The following is an 18168-nucleotide window of genomic DNA, read 5'->3' as shown; positions in this document are numbered from 1 at the left end:
CTTGCCCGGGAACAGAGAAAACTTTCCAGATGTGAAAAGGGCAGCCGTAACTATCAGAAACAGAAGAAAAAGGTTGCTTTATATCATGAAAAGATAAAGAACCAGAGGAAGGATTTCCAGCATAAGCTCAGCCACAGCCTTGCAGAAGACTATGACGCAGTATGTGTGGAGGATCTGAACCTGAAGGGGATAGCCGGAGGCCTGCATTTCGGAAAAGGGATACAGGATAACGGATACGGTCAGTTCCTTTCCATGCTTGGATATAAGCTGGAAGAACGTGGAAAATATCTGATAAAAGTAGACAGATATTTTGCATCCAGTAAGATATGCAGCGTATGCGGACATAAGAAGAAAGAGCTGGCATTATCAGAACGGATATACCTATGCGAATGTGGAAACCGGATGGACCGGGATGTGAATGCGGCGGTCAATATTCTGAAAGAAGGAAAAAGAATATATAAAAAATGTGCATAATAGCACAGAAAAGATCCGTAACCGGATAAAAAAGAACCGCGGGACACGCGGGGATAGCCTGTTTTAGCTTTGCCCTGAAGGGCAATTGAGCAGGAAGCTCCCACTTCAAAATCTGTAAGATTTAAGTGGCGAGAGCATGTCACTCAATCAAGTAGCGAAGCGGATTGTGAATATCCGTTTGACTATAGAAATGCATAATTTAAGGGGTGAACGTTTTGTAATGTTCACTCCTTATTATGAATTTGTACAGTATTTAATTCTGAATTTCTGCCAGTGCCTTTTTAAACTGAAATGTAAATAAAACAGAGGTAAAGATCACAGCAGTAATATCTGCAATGGGTTCTGCCATATATACGCCTGTTGTTGAATCAGATATCATATGAGGCATAATATAGATCAGCGGGATCAGCAGTACAAACTTACGGACAACAGCAACAATAATAGAGTTTACAGCCTTTCCAAGGGAGGTAAAGGTCATCTGGCAGGCAATCTGGATACCGAAGAGGAACAGACCACCCAGATAGATCTTCAGCATTGGTGCAGTAAATCCAATAAGATCTGTATCAGCAGTAAAAATACTTACAAATACTCTGGGAACAAGCTGTACAGCAGCCCAGAGAAGTACAGAATATGACAGACAGGTGATCAGAAGCAAACGGAATGTTTTCTTTACTCTGTCTGCATTTTTTGCACCGTAATTATAACTGGAAATTGGCTGTGCTCCCTGCGCAATTCCCTGAAGAGGAAGCATGGCAAACTGCATAACACTGGTCAGGATGGTCATGGCTCCTACTGCAATATCACCGCCGTACCGAAGCAGGGATGAATTGAAGCAGACAGTTACAATACTTTCGCTTGACTGCATGATAAAAGCAGCAAGTCCCAGCGCGATACAGGGAAGAACGACCTTTGCCTCCAGGTGGAGATGCTTTTTCCTGAGGTGAAGCAGTGTCTTTTTGCCGCAGAGGAATGAAACTACCCAGAGTGTGGAAATCGCCTGTGAGATAACAGTTGCCAGTGCAGCACCGCGTACTCCCATATGAAAAACAAAGATAAATACAGGGTCTAAAACAATATTGCAGACAGCACCGATCAGGACGGAAACCATGGAAAATGTGGTAAATCCCTGTGCAGTGATGAATGCATTCATACCAAGGGTTAATTGTACGAACAAGGTACCGAAAGCGTAAATATGCATATAATCTGTTGCATAACTGATGGTGTTTTCACTGGCGCCAAAAGCCAGTAATAAATCTCTGCCCCAGATCAGTAAAATGGCAGTGAGGATAACAGAGATAATAATCTGAAGAATAAAACAGTTGCCTAATATATTCTCAGCAGATTTATTATCCTGTTTTCCCATGTAAATAGAAGCCCTTGGTGCGCCGCCGGAACTGACCAGTGCCGCAAATGCGGAGACGATCATGATGATGGGCATACAGACTCCCACACCTGTAAGTGCCAGGCTGCCTTCCCCCGGGATGTGGCCGATGTAAATACGGTCTACAATGTTATAAAGCATGTTGATGAGCTGGGCGATCACTGTTGGAATGGATAGCTTTAAAAGAAGCTTTCCAACAGGTTCTGTGCCCAGAAAATTTTTGTTATCCTGCATGGATGATAACCCCTTTCTTAAAAATGTTTTTGAATGAATAATATTTAATGATACGATATAAAGAAAGGAAAGTCAACTCAGGATAGAGAATTTGGGCAACGTTACTGTGAACGGAGTGAACAGTAACGAACGGAGTGAACAGTAACAGTTCCGGGACATCTGGCAGATACAGATACCCGGAACTTTTTGGATTAAGATGCGTTATTTTAGAGGATTACTATAAATCAGGCAGCGAAGCGTATAGTTTTATCTGCCTGATATGTCAGAAAATGTCCGGATGAGATCAGATTGCAATTACATACGCCCTGTTTCCTCTATAATAGGGACGTCCGTCTACACCGCTGAGGTCATAACTCATACGGTAATATCTTTCGATATGTCCTGTGCCTTTTGCCCAGTTCGGATCGCAGACTTCTCCTTTGATCTCAGCCCATCCATGACCGCCTGATGAGATAACCTTGGCTTCAAATCCGACTGCGTTAGCCAGGTAAGCAAATGCAGATGCAAAAGCGAAACAGTCGCCATGCCCCCGGTAGAACATATCCTCCGCATAGCTGACATCCCAGTTTGAGTAATAGTAACGGAAATCGTAGTCATTGCCGGTGCCACCGTATCCGTAGCTGACTGCCTTCAGATAACATCTCCATAATTTCTCTGGTTTGGACATATTTCTTTTGGTCACACGACGCATGACCTGGTTAGCTGTGACCATAAGGTTCAGTTTTCTTTTTTCTTCACTGTTATAGCGTGCTTCTCCACTTTTGGTAAGATAAATACCATTTACACGCCGGGAAGTTACCATGGAGGCATAACAGCCGTTGCGGATCTGGAAGAAATAATAATCTCCCTTGATTTTCTGCCAGCCGTTCTGCTGGATTCCCTTTTCATTAAAATAATATTTTTTTCCGCGGATCGTGACAAGTCCTTTTACGGTATGTCCATTTTCGTCATAATAATAGATGTTTCCGCTGGGCTTGTGGTCAAACTTATTCCGCTTTTTTGATGCTGCGGATACTGAAGCTGAAAATAAAAAAGAGCAGCAGATGGCAATAAGAATTGCTGAGATAGAAAATACTTTTAATTTTTTCATAGAGCACCTCCGTTCTTTATGAGCAGATACTTATTTCTGATAAATAATGTACAATGAAGAAATTATCTGCTCTAATCATAAGATATATTTTATTATATAAGACAATTTAACTGTGCGCAATATTAAATTAAGGAGAAAAAGCGTTACTGTTCACACACCACTATCCCGCGAGGCGTTTTGGCATGAATATGCCAAAATCCCGAGACATACAAGCCAAAATTCCATTGCCGCAGGCAATCTGGAATGAATTTTGGCTACGTTACTGTGAACGGAGTGAACAGTAACGAAAAAGCTGAAGAGCGGATTGTTGCGCGGATGTGTTTTGTGGTGTATAATTAAATGCAATAGGCTTGTGAACAGTAGCTCTGTAATTTAAGCAAGGATATAAGGTGAACAATTTTGAAAAAGACGATAGAAGAACTATTAAGTGGAAATTTCAGACATGAACATCCGCAGCTCCTTTTTTCGCAGGACAAAATAGAAGTGACTCTGAAAGCAGGTGATGTGTACAAAGGGGAACTGTATTTCGGAACAGAGGATAATCAGAAAATACGTGGATATATTACATCTTCCAACAGGCGCGTGGTACCGGGAACCGAGAAATTTTCGGGAACTACGGTGAGACTGCAGTATGGAATTGACGGTGCGGGGATGCACCCGGGTGAGAGACATGAGGGATGGCTTTGTTTCACCACAGACATTGGAGAATATAAGCTGCCATTTCTTATTCAGACAGAGAAAGCAGAACTGAAAAGTGCAGCCGGAGATGTGCCGGATATGGATACCTTTGTGAATATTGCAAAGGACGATTTTAAAGAAGCATATCGTGTTTTTACAGACCGCAGATTTGAACTTCTGTTAAGAAATGCCGGACAGAAAGAGAAAGCTCTTTATAAGGGACTCTCAAAACAGCCTGTGACATTTCAGCATGTAGAAGAGTTTCTGATCGGAACGGGAAAAAAGGATCCTGTAAAAATTGAACTGAAGGCAGATCAGAACAGCTTTTATGATATCAGTGAATCTGTCCGCGAAACTTTTGCAGTCCAGAGGAGCGGATGGGGACATCTCAGGCTGGAGGTAGAGGCGAAAGGCGATTTTCTGGAAGTTTCCAGGCATGTGGTCACAGATGAGGATTTTATAGGAAGCTATTATCAGGTGGAATATGTAATCCGTAAAGAAAAGCTGAAAAAAGGACGTCAGTTTGGTGAGATCACTGTGAAGAGTCCTTATCAGCAGCTGACTTATCAGATCACTGCATCCATGGAATCGAAAGTGCAGCTCAAAACAGAGATTCATGTGAAACGGCATAAGCTGGAACTGTTACGTGACCTTGCAGAATACTCCTGCAAAAGAATGGACAGTAAGACATGGATCGGCAGCAGCAGATTTGTCCTTAATCAGTTAAGGGAAGAAGGCTGTGATTATCCGGAATATCAGATGTATGAAGCATACATTCTTCATATGGAAGAAAAGGATGAGCAGGCAAGAGAAATCCTGAAGAAATTTAAACATCAGAACTTTGTCAGAGAGAATCTGGAACTGGCAGGTGCTTACCTTTATCTCTGCGTTCTTACAGGATTGCACAAAGACAGAGAACAGGCGATAAGACGTCTGTACAATTTCTTTCTGCAGAAGGAAGACAGTTTCCTGTTGTTTAAACTCTGGCTGGAGATGAATCCGGAGGATAAGGGTTCCCCTTCAAGGCTAGTATTTATGATGGAGGAACTTTTTGAGAAAGGCTGCAGGAGTCCGTTTCTGTATCTGGAAGCATGGAATTATATCAGCAGTGATACAACACTTCTTCACAGAATGAGCAGTTTCTGGACACAGGTATTTTTATTTGCGGGAGAGAAAGGTCTTCTGACAGAAGAGCTGGTGATGAGATTTGCCTATCTTACAGGGTATGAGAGAGAATTTTGTACCAGTATGTACAGAGCACTGGCAATGGGATACGATGCTTTTGAATCCGATGATACGCTGGAAGCAATCTGCAGATATATCATGCTTGGAAATCCGAGAAAACCGGAATATTTCAGATGGTTTTCCCTGGCAGTGGAGAAAGGAATCCGTCTGACAAGGATATATGAATATTATGTGGAAACAATGGATACATCTTATCAGAGAGAACTTCCAAAGCCCCTTCTGATGTATTTTACCTATAATAATACTTCTCTTGCAGATGATAAAAAGGCATTTATTTATGCAAGTATTGTGGGAAACAGAGGCCGTCAGCCACAGACATATGCGGATTACAGGGATCATATGAAGATTTTTGCCATGCGCAAGGCGAAAGAAGGACGGATGAATGAGAATTATGCGGTCCTTTATCAGGAATTTTTAAGCAATCCCAAAACAGAAGGACAGGCAAAACTGCTCGCGCAGAAGCTGTTTACACACAGACTGTACTGTGATGATAAGAAGATACGCTATGTGATCGTGCGCCATGAACAGCTCAGGGAAGAAGAAATTTACCCATGTATCCAGGGCGTAGCTTATCCAAGAATTTATACAGATGATGCGGTGATCCTGTTTCAGGATGGGAAGCAGAGAAGATATGTATCAACAGTAGATTATAATATCAAGAAATTATTTGATGAGCGTGAACTGACAGATAAGGTTCTTGGTTTTCATATTGAAGAGCCGGGACTGGTACTTCACTGCAGTGAGCATACAGAACTGAAACCGGAGAATCTTCAGGCATTCCAGAGAATCCCGGAGTCAGAGGAATTTTCAGATGAATATCAGAAATGTATCAGAGAGAAGCTGCTTTCTTATTATTCCGAACACACCAGAGCAGAAGAAGCAGATAATTATCTGAGACAGATGGATTATAAGAAATATGCGGCTGTAGACAGAACAGCTCTTCTGGAAGTACTGATCTCCAGAGGAATGTATCAGCAGGCAATGTCCATTGTTTCCCAATTCGGATATGAAGGAATCCGCATAGAGAGCCAGCTGAAGCTGACCAGCAGAATGCTGACAAGATGTGAGATGGAGGAGGATGACGAATTGCTTGCCCTTGCATCGGATGTATACAGACGCGGAAAATATGATGAAGTGATTCTGAAGTATCTTATGGAATACAGATTTGGTCCTGTAGATGAACTGATATCTGTATGGAAAAGTGCGCAGGGCTTTGAGATGGATACTTATGAACTGGAAGAGAAGCTTCTTGGCCTTCTGATGTTTACTTCTGATTACAGGAAAGAGGGAGAGAAGATCCTGGAGGATTATGTTCATCACAGCGGAAAGGAACGTATTACAGGAGCATATCTTACGCAGACTGCATATGGTGCATTTGTAAAAGAATATCCGATGAGTGTTTTTGTACGAAGTCTGCTGGAGCGGGCTTATGATGAGAAATGGCCGGTTGATTTTGTATGCAGTCTTGCTCTTCTGGAAGCGTATTCCAAAGAAAAAAAACTGGAGAAAAAACAGCTTTGCAATGCAGAGGAGATTCTTCAGAAATGTGTGAAACAGGGAATGTACTTTGCGTTTTTCAGGAAACTTCCGGTATCTGTCTTAAGTCCCTATCAGCTGGATGATAAAACTTTTGTGGAATACCATGCAGATCCGTCTGCAAAGGTGACACTCTATTATGCACTGGATGCAGGCCTCGGAAATCAGGTGAAATATCAGACAGAGCCTCTGCGTGATTTATATGAAGGTATTTTTGCAAAATCATTTACATTGTTCTACGGGGAGACATTGCGGTACTATTTTGAATCAGTAACAGGAGAGCAGGTAAATCGGACGCAGGAGAGGGTACTTACAATGAATAAGATTGAGGGTACACCTGTAAGCAAATATCATATGATCAATCAGATGCTCTCTGCACGCAGACTGGATAAAAAGAAAGAAGTGTTTTCACAGGTGAAGAAGTATCTTCGCCAGGAACAGTATGTGAAGAAGATGTTTGTGATCGAGAAAGAAGAGCAGGAACAGATTGTCCTGAAACCGGGAGGAACAAATGAACGAAATTCGTGATTTGATCGTGGGAATTGATTTTGGCAAAGAGTATTCTCAGATATGTTATTATGACAGAAAAGGAGACGAGGCACGTTCTCTTTCTATGAAAGCGGGTGGAAATCAGTATGAGGCTCCCTGTATTCTGTGCTGGAGACCGGAGCAGAAAGACTATTGCGTAGGACTGGAAGCAGATTACTTTGTCCGGGAAAAGGGCGGGATCATGATTGATGATGTCTATGGAATCTGTGAAAAAAGTGATTCTGTGCTGGTGGAAGGACAGGAACTTGCACCATGGGAGATCCTGGCTCAGTTTCTGCAGGGAATGCTTAAATTTCTGGGAGTGGCAGAACTGGTCAAAAATACTAAATGTGTGGCGGTGACACTGCCCGGGCTGACGGAAATTCAGGTTGAGAATTTCCAGAAAGCATTTGAGATAATTGGATTTCCACATGAGAAATATATGCTGCTGGATTATGGGGAAAGCTTCTATTATTATGTGCTCTCACAGAAAAGAGAAACCTGGAACCGCAGTGTGGGATGGTATGCCTTTACACCGGAGAACGTGTCTTTTCGCAAGATGACAATGAACGGTGCAACAAAGCCTGTCACTGTAAAACTGGAAGAAGCTGTGGAGACAGAACTTCCTGCTGAGGGACAGGAGAGAGATTCAGAATTCGGTAAGTTTGTCCAGAAAACACTTGGCAGAGATCTGTTTTCCAGCATTCAGATCACAGGAGATGGATTTTCACAGGACTGGGCAGAGCAGTCTGTAAGGTTACTTTGTTATCAGAAAAGAAAGGTTTTCTATGGAAATAATCTTTTTGCAAAGGGTGCCTGCGCTGCAGGAAAAGAGAAAACAGAGAACAAGGCATTAAAGGGATATCGCTTTTTAAGCGATTCTCTGGTTATGGCTGATGTGGGGATGGAAATGAGAGTGATGGGTTCTCCTACCTATTATCCGCTGATCGAGGCAGGAAATAACTGGTATGACAGTAAGGCATCCTGTGAATTTATTCTTGATGATACAGAGGAGCTGGTGTTTATTGTAAGCACGTACCACAGACCGGAGAAAAGAAGGGTAGGAATGATGCTGCCCGGTATTCCGGTGCGTCCGGATAAGACTACCAGATTACGGCTGGAATTACAGTATGTCTCATCTACAGAATGTAAAGTGACGGTTACAGATCTGGGATTCGGAGAAATGTTCCCTTCCAGTGGGAAAACCTGGACAGAGACAGTAGAATGGTAAAGGAGATGGAGCAATGAGCGGATATATTTTATGTCAGACAAAAAAAGCACAGCGTCCTTATTTTATAGAGAATATCAGTATGAATATTTATTCTATAGAAGAACTCTGTTATTATCTGTACCACAATCTTTACCTTGCTGATCATACTGTTTTTAATGAAGAATTATGCAACTGGCTCAGAGATGAGCTTGAACTTGTGCATCTGGCTGCAAAGCTGAAACAGAATCTGGAGAGAAATGTAAGTGTGGAAGAGATGATCTATCCTGTTTTCAAGGAGATCAATTACCTTACCTATGAGGAGATGAAAGGCTTTAACAGCAGGATTGTGACTTATGGAAAAGAAAAAGCGGCAGTCCGTCAGAAGAGAAAGGGAGATGCACTGACAGAAAACGGAATGTATGTGAACGCCATCCGGGTATACCAGAAACTTCTGGAAAGAGAGGATCTGTCTGAGCAGAGAAAAAGCTTCGCAGCTTCAGTGCGCTATAATCTCGGCTGCGCATACAGTTATCTTTTTCAGATGGAAAAAGCACAGGAATGTTTTCTGGAAGCATACAGAGAAGCGCATTCAAAAGAAGCCTTAAAAGCTTATATCATAGCATACAGCAGTGTTCATGATAAAACAGACTATGATAAGGTTATGGAAGAGCTTGAAGTAGATGAAGAACTAAAGAAAGATATAAAAGAAGAAATCAGGCAGTCTCTGAAAGCTTTTGAGTCTGTACCGGAAGAGAAAACAGATGAAAAAAATCTGGATGCCCTTCTGGAGAAACTTATGAAAGATTATCACAGGAGTACAGGTTCATAACTTACGCTTGACAGAGGCGAAGGTGTGTGATAGGATTAACACATACTTTCACATGGTAGAGTGGCTGTGTGATAAATAACAAAACAAATAAATAGGAGATATTTATCATGAAAAAGAGATCTTTAGCAGTACTCATGGCAGGAGTTATGGCAGCTTCTATGATGACAGGCGTTGTTTCTGTATATGCAGATGCTGACAGTAAAACATTAACTGTAGGATTCGATGCAGAGTATCCTCCTTTCGGATATAAAGACGATAACGGAGAGTATGTTGGTTTTGACCTTGATCTTGCACAGGAAGTATGTGACAATCTCGGCTGGGAGCTTGTGAAGAAACCGATCAACTGGGATTCCAAGGATATGGAACTGAATTCCGGTTCTATTGACTGTATCTGGAACGGATTTACAATTAACGGACGTGAGGATGACTATACATGGTCAGATCCATATCTGAACAATGAGCAGGTGATGGTTGTTGCAGCCGATTCAGGGATTGAGAAGCTGGATGATCTGGCAGGCAAAAATGTAGTAGTTCAGGCCGCTTCCGCAGCACTGGATGCATTAAACAGTGATGATAATAAGGATCTTACAGCAAGCTTTGCATCATTGACAGAGAATCCTGATTACAATACAGCATTCATGAATCTGGATTCAGGCGCTGCAGATGCCATCGCAGTAGATATCGGTGTTGCCAAATATCAGCTTTCTCAGAGAGAAGAAGGAAAATATGTGATCCTCGACGAGCCAATCCAGAGCGAACAGTATGGAATCGGCTTTAAGAAGGGTAACGATGAGCTGAAAGATACTGTATGGGAAGAAGTTCTGAAACTTTATGATGCGGGTGAAGTTGATAAACTTGCTGAGAAGTATGAAGTAGCAGATATGCTCTGCATTGGAGATGATGAGAAATCTGATGATAAAAAAGATGATGCAGCAGAGGATGATGCTTCCGATGCAGACACAGCAAAAGAAGATACAGCTGATACAGCGAAAGATGCTGAATAGTCAGCCGGAACAAAAACAGTTATGATACAAGAGGACAGATCTGTGCAGGCTGTCCGCATTATAAAGGAATGGAGGGTACATTTTGTGCACCCTCTTTTCTTACTGTACAGGAGAAATTTTTCAGGAGGAAAGCTTATGTCTTTAAGTGTAATGCTGCAGCAGCTTGCCAGTGGTATGGTAGTTTCTGTAGAGATTTTTGTAGTGACATTACTTTTTTCACTTCCGCTGGGACTTCTGATCTGCTTTGGCAGAATGTCCAAGAATCCGGCGATACGTGGAATTGTGTCTGCCTACATATCAGTTATGCGTGGAACCCCGTTAATGCTGCAATTGATGGTTGTGTATTTCGGACCATACTTTATTTTTGGAATCCGTATTTCCATGGGATACAGCCTGATCGCTGTGTTTATTGCATTCAGTATTAACTATGCTGCATATTTTGCGGAGATTTACAGAGGAGGAATCGAATCTATTTCAGCGGGACAGTATGAGGCTGCAAAGATCTTGGGATACAGCAAAGCCCAGACATTTTTCAGGATCATCCTGCCGCAGGTGATCAAGAGAATCCTTCCATCTGTGACAAATGAGGTTATCACACTGGTAAAGGATACGTCACTGGCATTTGTTGTTGCTGTTTCGGAGATGTTTACAATTGCAAAACAGATTGCAAGTGCACAGACGACTATGATGCCTTTTGTGATCGCTGCTGTTTTCTATTTTGTGTTCAATCTTCTTGTTGCGATTGTAATGGATAAGATTGAGAAAAAACTGAATTATTATCGCTGACAGGCGGCTGGGGTTATAAAATATTTTTTGACTCTGACATTATTTAATTTAAGAGGAATATTTGCTATGGTATTATTTGAAATGAAAAACATAAAGAAGAGCTTCGGCAGCCTTGAAGTATTAAAAGACATTTCACTTCAGGTAGAGGAGGGTGAGGTTCTTAGTATTATCGGACCTTCCGGTTCCGGTAAATCCACACTTCTCCGCTGTGCCACCGGCCTTGAGACACCGGACAGCGGTGAGATCATCAAGCAGGGGGATGTGGGACTGGTATTTCAGAACTTTAATCTTTTCCCCCATTTTTCCGTACTGAAAAATATCACAGATGCTCCGATCAGAGTGCAGAAGAGAAAGAAAGAAGAGGTTTATGCACAGGCAAGAACTCTGTTAAAGCAGATGGGACTTGCAGACAGAGAGAATGCATATCCGTTTCAGCTTTCCGGCGGCCAGCAGCAGCGTGTCTCTATTGCCAGAGCATTATGTATGAATCCGAAGATCCTGTTTTTTGATGAGCCTACTTCCGCCCTTGATCCGGAGCTTACGAGTGAAATTCTTAAGGTAATCAAAGATCTGGCAGCAGAACACATCACTATGGTGATCGTTACTCATGAGATGACATTTGCAAGAGATATTTCTGATCATATTATTTTTATGGATAAGGGACTGATCGCAGTTGAGGGGAGTCCAAAAGAGGTATTTGAATCAGAACATGCGAGAATGAAAGAATTTCTTGGTAAATTCCATCAGGGATAAGGTTTTTGTGGTTGCTTTTAGAGGAATGATGTTATATAATTTCAACGTACGTGGTTGAGAAAAACGTACGTACAGAAGTGAAATAAAAGGATTAAAAATAATATCCTATAAAAAACAGGAGAGTGAAGATGAGTACAGACAGATATGTAAGTCCTTTATCAGAACGTTATGCCAGCAAAGAAATGCAGTATATTTTTTCCCCGGATATGAAATTCCGCACATGGAGAAGACTCTGGATCGCACTTGCTGAGACAGAGAAAGAGCTTGGCCTTAACATTACACAGGAGCAGATTGATGAACTGAAGGCACATGCAGAGGATATCAATTATGACGTTGCAAAGGAACGTGAACGTCAGGTGCGTCATGATGTTATGTCTCACGTATATGCGTATGGCGTACAGTGCCCGAAAGCAAAAGGAATCATCCATCTGGGAGCAACCTCCTGTTATGTAGGTGATAATACAGACATTATTGTAATGACAGAAGCATTAAAGCTTGTGAAGAAGAAACTGGTCAATGTTATTGCCGAGCTTTCTGCTTTCGCTGATAAATATAAAGATCAGCCTACTCTGGCATTTACACATTTTCAGCCTGCACAGCCTACTACAGTAGGTAAGCGTGCAACACTCTGGACACAGGAATTCCTGCTTGATCTGGAGGATCTGGAGTATGTTCTGGGAACAATGAAGCTTCTGGGATCCAAAGGTACAACCGGAACACAGGCAAGCTTTCTGGAACTGTTTGACGGAGATCAGGAGACTATCGACAAGATTGATCCGATGATTGCAGAGAAGATGGGATTTAAGGAATGCTATCCGGTATCCGGACAGACATATTCCCGCAAGGTAGATACACGTGTTGCCAATATTCTTGCAGGAATTGCAGCAAGTGCACACAAGATGTCCAATGATATCCGCCTTCTTCAGCATCTGAAGGAAGTAGAAGAACCATTTGAGAAATCTCAGATCGGCTCCTCTGCAATGGCGTATAAGAGAAATCCTATGAGAAGTGAGCGTATTGCTTCCCTTTCCAGATATGTAATGGTAGATGCCCTTAACCCGGCGATCACATCTGCAACTCAGTGGTTTGAGAGAACTCTGGATGACTCTGCAAATAAGCGTCTGAGTATTCCGGAAGGTTTCCTTGCTATTGACGGAATCCTTGACCTCTGTCTTAATGTTGTAGATGGATTGGTTGTTTATCCGAAGGTTATCGAGAAACATATGATGGCAGAGCTTCCGTTCATGGCTACAGAGAATATCATGATGGATGCTGTAAAAGCAGGCGGTGACCGTCAGGAACTTCATGAGCGTATCCGTGAGCTTTCCATGGAAGCCGGAAAGACTGTCAAGGTAGAAGGCAAAGATAATAATCTGCTGGAACTGATCGCAGCAGATCCTGCATTCAACCTTTCTCTGGAAGATCTGCAGAGATCCATGGATCCGAAGAAATATATCGGACGTGCCAAAGAGCAGACAGAGAGATTTGTAAATACAGTAGTTCAGCCGATCCTCGATTCCCATAAGGAACTTCTGGGAGTGAAAGCTGAGATCAATGTCTGATCAGTAAATACTTAACATAACGGTTTGGAATATTACAGAATCTGATATAAAGATAATAAGCGTTGCTGTTTCCTGATGATGTCCGGCAGGTCATTCTGCAAGGCCGGGTAAACAGTAATCGGTAAATACAGGAGGAATTATATAATGGTAAAAGCAGTTGTTGGTGCTAACTGGGGAGATGAAGGTAAAGGTAAGATTACCGATATGCTCGCTGAGAAGGCTGATATTATCGTAAGATTTCAGGGTGGTGCAAATGCAGGTCATACAATCGTAAATAACTATGGTAAATTTGCCCTTCATACTCTGCCGTCAGGTGTGTTTTATGATCATACTACAAGTGTGATCGGCAACGGTGTTGCACTGAATATCCCGGTATTTTTCAAAGAGTACAATGAAGTGGTAAGCAGAGGTGTTCCGGCCCCGAAGATCCTTATCTCCGAGAGAGCACAGATGGTTATGCCATACCATATTCTTTTTGACCAGTATGAGGAAGAACGTCTGGGCGGCAAATCTTTCGGATCTACCAAGTCAGGTATTGCTCCGTTCTACTCAGACAAATATGCAAAGATTGGTTTCCAGGTAAGTGAACTTTTTGATGAAGAACATCTGAAAGAAAAACTTGCAAGTGTATGTGCGACAAAGAATGTTCTTCTTGAACATTTATATCACAAACCGCTTCTTAATGTGGATGAATTATTTGCTGAACTTATGGAATATAAGAAAATGGTTGAACCATATGTATGTGACGTATCCCTGTATCTGTGGAACGCATTAAAAGAAGGTAAAGAAGTTCTTCTTGAGGGACAGCTTGGTTCTCTGAAAGACCCGGATCATGGAATTTATCCGATGGTTACATCTTCCTCTACCCTGGCAGGATATGGTGCAGTAGGAGCAGGTCTTCCACCATATGAGATCAAACAGATTGTTACTGTATGCAAGGCATACTCCAGTGCAGTAGGAGCAGGTGCATTTGTTTCTGAAATCTTTGGCGATGAAGCAGATGAACTGAGAAGACGTGGCGGTGACGGCGGTGAATTTGGTGCTACTACAGGCCGTCCAAGACGTATGGGATGGTTTGACTGTGTTGCTTCCAAATACGGATGCCGTCTTCAGGGAGCTACAGATGTTGCTTTCACAGTTCTTGATGTTCTTGGATATCTGGATGAAATTCCGGTCTGCACAGGATATGAGATTGATGGAAAAGTAACAACAGAATTTCCGACAACTACACTGCTTGAGAAAGCAAAACCGGTTCTGGAGACTCTGCCGGGATGGAAATGCGACATCCGCGGAATCAAAAAATATGAAGATCTGCCGGAGAACTGCAGAAAGTATGTTGAGTTCGTTGAGAAACATATCGGATTCCCGATTACTATGATCTCCAATGGCCCGGGACGTGACGATATCATCTACAGAAATAAATAATAAGGATAAATTTACCTGTCTGATCGGCAGACGGTAAATAAGACTATACGCCGGGGAATTTCTCCGGCGTGTCTTTTATATAACTGGAGGCTTATGAAAAAAGATAATAATAAGATAAAAAAAATCGGGGCATGGATCGCAATCATAATCCTGCTTCTTGCATGTTGTATGCCGATGATTTTTGCATTCGGGAATGGAGAAGATTCGCAGGTCTATTTTAAAGCCTCGCTTGCAGTGGCGATCATGGTTCCCATCATGGCTTATGCAATATGGATGGTTTATAAATTACTGAACAGGAATAAAAAGGTGGTGGATTCGGATATGGAGAATATTATTTTTGACGTTGGACAGGTTCTTGTAAAATATGACTGGGAGACCTATCTGGACAGTTTTGGTTTTCCGAAGGAAGAGCGTGATAAAATTGCGGAAGTGGTATTTCAGAGCAATACCTGGAATGAGAGAGACAGAAGCAGCGAGACTGAGCAATATTATGTAGATCAGATGGTAAAAGCTGCACCGGAGTACGAAAAGGATATCCGAGAGGTAATGCGCCGTTCTGACGAGACAATTGAGAAAACAGATTATGCGGAAACCTGGGTGAGATATCTGAAAGATAAAGGATATCATGTTTATATTCTTTCCAATTATGCAACTGACACACTGGAGAGAACGGAGGATAAACTTACGTTTCTTAAATATGTAGACGGAGCAGTGTTCTCCTGTCAGGTGAAGCAGATCAAACCGGAACCGGAAATTTACAAAACCCTGCTCGGACGCTACCATCTTGACCCGGAGAAATCCGTATTTCTGGATGACAGAGCGGAGAACTGTGAGGCAGCCAGAAAACAGGGAATCCATGCAATTCAGTTTAAATCTTTTAAACAGGCAGCAGCAGAACTGGAGAAACTGGGCGTCAATTAAAATTGTTACTGTTCACTCCGTTCTCAGTAACATAGCCAAAATTCATTCTAGTACAGCGTTTCGTAAATAACTATACCAATCGCGTAGGATGCGGATTCGAGTGTGCTGGTATAAAAACGCAGGCGTAGCGGGCTACGCTGAGGCTTTTAGACCTGTGCAATCGGATTCGCAGACAAGTGAGTGGTATAGTTATTTCGAAAACGATGTACTAGATTGCCTGCGGCAATGGAATTTTGGCTTGTATGTCTCGGGATTTTGGCATATTCATGCCAAAACACCTCGCGGGATAGTGGTGTGTGAACAGTAACTTAAAATTCACTAAAAATACAAAGAATATCATTTGTATTTTTAACTGAAAGATGATATAATAATAAAGCTTGTGGAAGGAATATTTTCCATATGTTTCCGCACAGGCATAATACCTATGAAATATTGGAAAAGAGGATTAAAGGAAATGAGCGATAAAACAATCTTAGAGCAGTGGCGTGCCATCGCCTATGACCAGCAGGCAGACCGTAATAAACTTCAGAGATTTTGGGCAAATTATTTTAATATTGAAAAAGGAATTTATGAGCAGCTTCTTAGCAACCCGGATGAGGTAGTAACCGGTACAGTTAAGGAACTGGCTGAAAAATATGGACAGGAAGTTCTGACAATGGTTGGTTTCCTGGATGGAATCAATGACAGTCTGAAGATTCCGAATCCGATTGAGACAATGGATGAGAACACAAAGGTTTCTCTGTGCTTCGATAAAGAACTTCTTTATAAGAATATGGTAGATGCAAGAGCTGACTGGCTGTATGAACTGCCACAGTGGGATGAGATCTTTACACCGGAGAAGAGAAAAGAACTTTATCTCGAGCAGAAGAAATCAGGAACAGTTGTCAAAGCAAAGAAAATCGGACGTAATGATCCTTGTCCTTGCGGAAGCGGCAAGAAATATAAATATTGCTGCGGTAAGAATGCGTAAGCATCCAAATCTGGAATATATTATCGTGCTTGGTGCCCATGTAGAAGGTACCCGGCTTACAAAAGCCCTTCTGGAACGTACCAGGAGGGCTTTACAGTATATGGAAGAAAATCCTGAGACTAAGGCTGTTCTGTCCGGAGGAAAAGGGGACGGAGAATCTATCACAGAAGCTCAGGCAATGTGCAATTATCTTGTGGAACATGGAATTGACAGAGAACGACTGATCCTGGAAGAGAAATCTACCAGCACAACAGAGAATCTGAAGTTCAGTCTGGGAATGATCGGACTGAATCATTCGGTTGGCATTGTCACCAATAATTTTCATGTTTTCCGGGGAACGGCCATAGGAAAGAAATGTGGATGCAGAGAAATTTATCCCATTCCTTCCAGATACCGTTCATGGAGACTTCTGATATATATTCCAAGAGAAATCCTGGCAATCATCAAAGATAAGCTGATGGGAAATATGTGACTGTTATGCGAATCACTATTTGACAGAGAAATATTTTTCCTTAATAACAGAAACCGGCATTTCCTGTCCGGTCCAGATCTGGAAAGCTTTAGCCCCCTGATGAAGAAGCATATACATGCCATTAAAGGTCTGGCATCCGGCTGCTTTAGCCTCTCTGAGCAGTCGGGTTTCCTGTGGCTCATAGACAACATCTGCCACTACAAGCTCAGGATGGAACAGAGATGTATCTTTGATGATGGTATCGTCGATATCCGGAACCATGCCTACAGAGGTTGCATTGATCAGCAGATAACTCTGTGCAATGGAATCTCGCAATGCAGTATGATCATCATTGTCGAAGAGGCAGACCTGACAACCTGTTTTAGCAGAGAGATTCTCAGCGAATTTCTGTGTGCGATTCCAGTATCTGCTGGTGCGGCGGGCAAAAATATGTACGGAAGCCGCACCGTCCAAGGCAGACTGTGCACAGATGGCCATCGAAGCTCCTCCTACTCCCATGACAGTTATATTTTTACCGGTAATATCATGTCCCGCATCACGTACAGATTGCATAAAACCGTACCCGTCTGTATTGTATCCGATTAACTTTCCGTTATCGTTCAGTACAGTATTGACAGCACCGATCAGTTGGGCTTCAGGGGAAAGCTCATCCAATAATTCTACAATTTTATTCTTATTCGGCATGGTAAGGTTGAAACCGCGAATGCCGCAAGTCTTTAATCCTGCAACTGCTGCAGGAAGAGTTTCTTCATTTACATCAAAACATAAATATACATAGTCAAGCCCGAGAAGGCGAAATGATTCATTATGCATCAAAGGGGAAATGCTGTGTGCTACCGGGCTTCCTAAAAGCGCGGTAAGACCTGTGTGTCCGGTAATATTATTCATGTTAAAATCCTCCAGTCTGTTTTGTAGCAGAGACATAAAATACTGTCTGAATTGTGACAGTATAGAAGATGCCCTTCTAAAACATAGAAATTATCTATCATTTTATTCTAACTTCAATTATATGTCAATACATGTTCATTTTGGTTTATATGATAAAAACTGTCGATTTAGTGCGACAAATA

15 protein-coding genes are annotated in these 18168 nt (G+C 42.1%); 12 read left to right on the top strand and 3 right to left on the bottom strand.

The window, feature by feature from the left end; all coding sequences use genetic code 11:
• Window positions 1-474: RNA-guided endonuclease InsQ/TnpB family protein (locus LJE09_RS01515; protein WP_227310926.1), on the top strand; the 474-nt coding region annotated here is incomplete at its 5' end.
• Window positions 475-727: 253 nt separating this feature from the next.
• On the opposite strand, the gene LJE09_RS01510 is transcribed toward LJE09_RS01515, so the two are convergent.
• A complete protein-coding gene (locus LJE09_RS01510) occupies window positions 728-2089 on the bottom strand; it encodes an MATE family efflux transporter (protein WP_118633711.1) in 1362 nt (453 codons plus the stop codon).
• A 283-nt stretch (window positions 2090-2372) separates the two neighbouring features.
• Window positions 2373-3179, bottom strand: a complete 807-nt coding sequence (locus LJE09_RS01505; RefSeq protein WP_118566394.1) for a transglutaminase domain-containing protein — start codon at window positions 3177-3179, stop codon at window positions 2373-2375.
• A gap of 399 nt (window positions 3180-3578) precedes the next feature.
• Here LJE09_RS01505 and LJE09_RS01500 point away from each other — a divergent pair, with 399 nt between their 5' ends.
• The 11 genes from LJE09_RS01500 (at window position 3579) to LJE09_RS01450 (ending at window position 17098) form a co-directional block, all read left to right on the top strand.
• Entirely contained in the window at window positions 3579-7166 is a 3588-nt protein-coding gene (locus LJE09_RS01500; RefSeq protein WP_227310925.1) for a DUF5717 family protein, read from the top strand.
• Window positions 7150-8397: a DUF5716 family protein gene (locus LJE09_RS01495; protein ID WP_144137258.1), complete on the top strand. Its 1248-nt coding sequence runs from the start codon at window positions 7150-7152 to the stop codon at window positions 8395-8397. The genes LJE09_RS01500 and LJE09_RS01495 overlap by 17 nt, the downstream gene beginning before the upstream one ends.
• A 13-nt stretch (window positions 8398-8410) precedes the next feature.
• A complete protein-coding gene (locus LJE09_RS01490) occupies window positions 8411-9205 on the top strand; it encodes a hypothetical protein (protein WP_144137257.1) in 795 nt (264 codons plus the stop codon).
• A 107-nt stretch (window positions 9206-9312) separates the two neighbouring features.
• Window positions 9313-10209 (top strand): amino acid ABC transporter substrate-binding protein, encoded by an 897-nt coding sequence (locus LJE09_RS01485; RefSeq protein WP_144137256.1) that lies wholly within the window; start codon window positions 9313-9315, stop codon window positions 10207-10209.
• A gap of 135 nt (window positions 10210-10344) precedes the next feature.
• Window positions 10345-10995: an amino acid ABC transporter permease gene (locus tag LJE09_RS01480; protein ID WP_020994087.1), complete on the top strand. Its 651-nt coding sequence runs from the start codon at window positions 10345-10347 to the stop codon at window positions 10993-10995.
• Window positions 10996-11061: 66 nt separating this feature from the next.
• Window positions 11062-11748 (top strand): amino acid ABC transporter ATP-binding protein, encoded by a 687-nt coding sequence (locus LJE09_RS01475; RefSeq protein WP_008704195.1) that lies wholly within the window; start codon window positions 11062-11064, stop codon window positions 11746-11748.
• A gap of 128 nt (window positions 11749-11876) precedes the next feature.
• A complete protein-coding gene (gene purB, locus LJE09_RS01470; RefSeq protein WP_020994086.1) occupies window positions 11877-13310 on the top strand; it encodes an adenylosuccinate lyase in 1434 nt (477 codons plus the stop codon).
• A gap of 144 nt (window positions 13311-13454) precedes the next feature.
• A complete protein-coding gene (locus LJE09_RS01465; RefSeq protein ID WP_022380910.1) occupies window positions 13455-14735 on the top strand; it encodes an adenylosuccinate synthase in 1281 nt (426 codons plus the stop codon).
• A gap of 93 nt (window positions 14736-14828) precedes the next feature.
• A complete protein-coding gene (locus LJE09_RS01460; protein WP_022380911.1) occupies window positions 14829-15656 on the top strand; it encodes an HAD family hydrolase in 828 nt (275 codons plus the stop codon).
• A gap of 454 nt (window positions 15657-16110) precedes the next feature.
• On the top strand, window positions 16111-16626 hold the full coding sequence (locus LJE09_RS01455; protein WP_055057400.1) for an SEC-C metal-binding domain-containing protein: 516 nt from the start codon (window positions 16111-16113) through the stop codon (window positions 16624-16626).
• Complete coding sequence (locus tag LJE09_RS01450; protein WP_025577363.1) at window positions 16619-17098, top strand: YdcF family protein; 480 nt, start codon at window positions 16619-16621, stop codon at window positions 17096-17098. The genes LJE09_RS01455 and LJE09_RS01450 overlap by 8 nt, the downstream gene beginning before the upstream one ends.
• A 15-nt stretch (window positions 17099-17113) precedes the next feature.
• Here LJE09_RS01450 and LJE09_RS01445 read toward each other — a convergent pair whose 3' ends face one another.
• On the bottom strand, window positions 17114-17986 hold the full coding sequence (locus tag LJE09_RS01445; RefSeq protein ID WP_025577361.1) for a shikimate dehydrogenase: 873 nt from the start codon (window positions 17984-17986) through the stop codon (window positions 17114-17116).
• Between the last annotated feature and the right edge of the window lie 182 nt (window positions 17987-18168).

The organism is Blautia sp. DFI.3.45 (genome assembly GCF_020593505.1).
Taxonomy (GTDB): Bacteria; Bacillota; Clostridia; order Lachnospirales; family Lachnospiraceae; genus Blautia_A; species Blautia_A wexlerae.
This window is presented reverse-complemented; position numbering and strand designations above follow the sequence as displayed.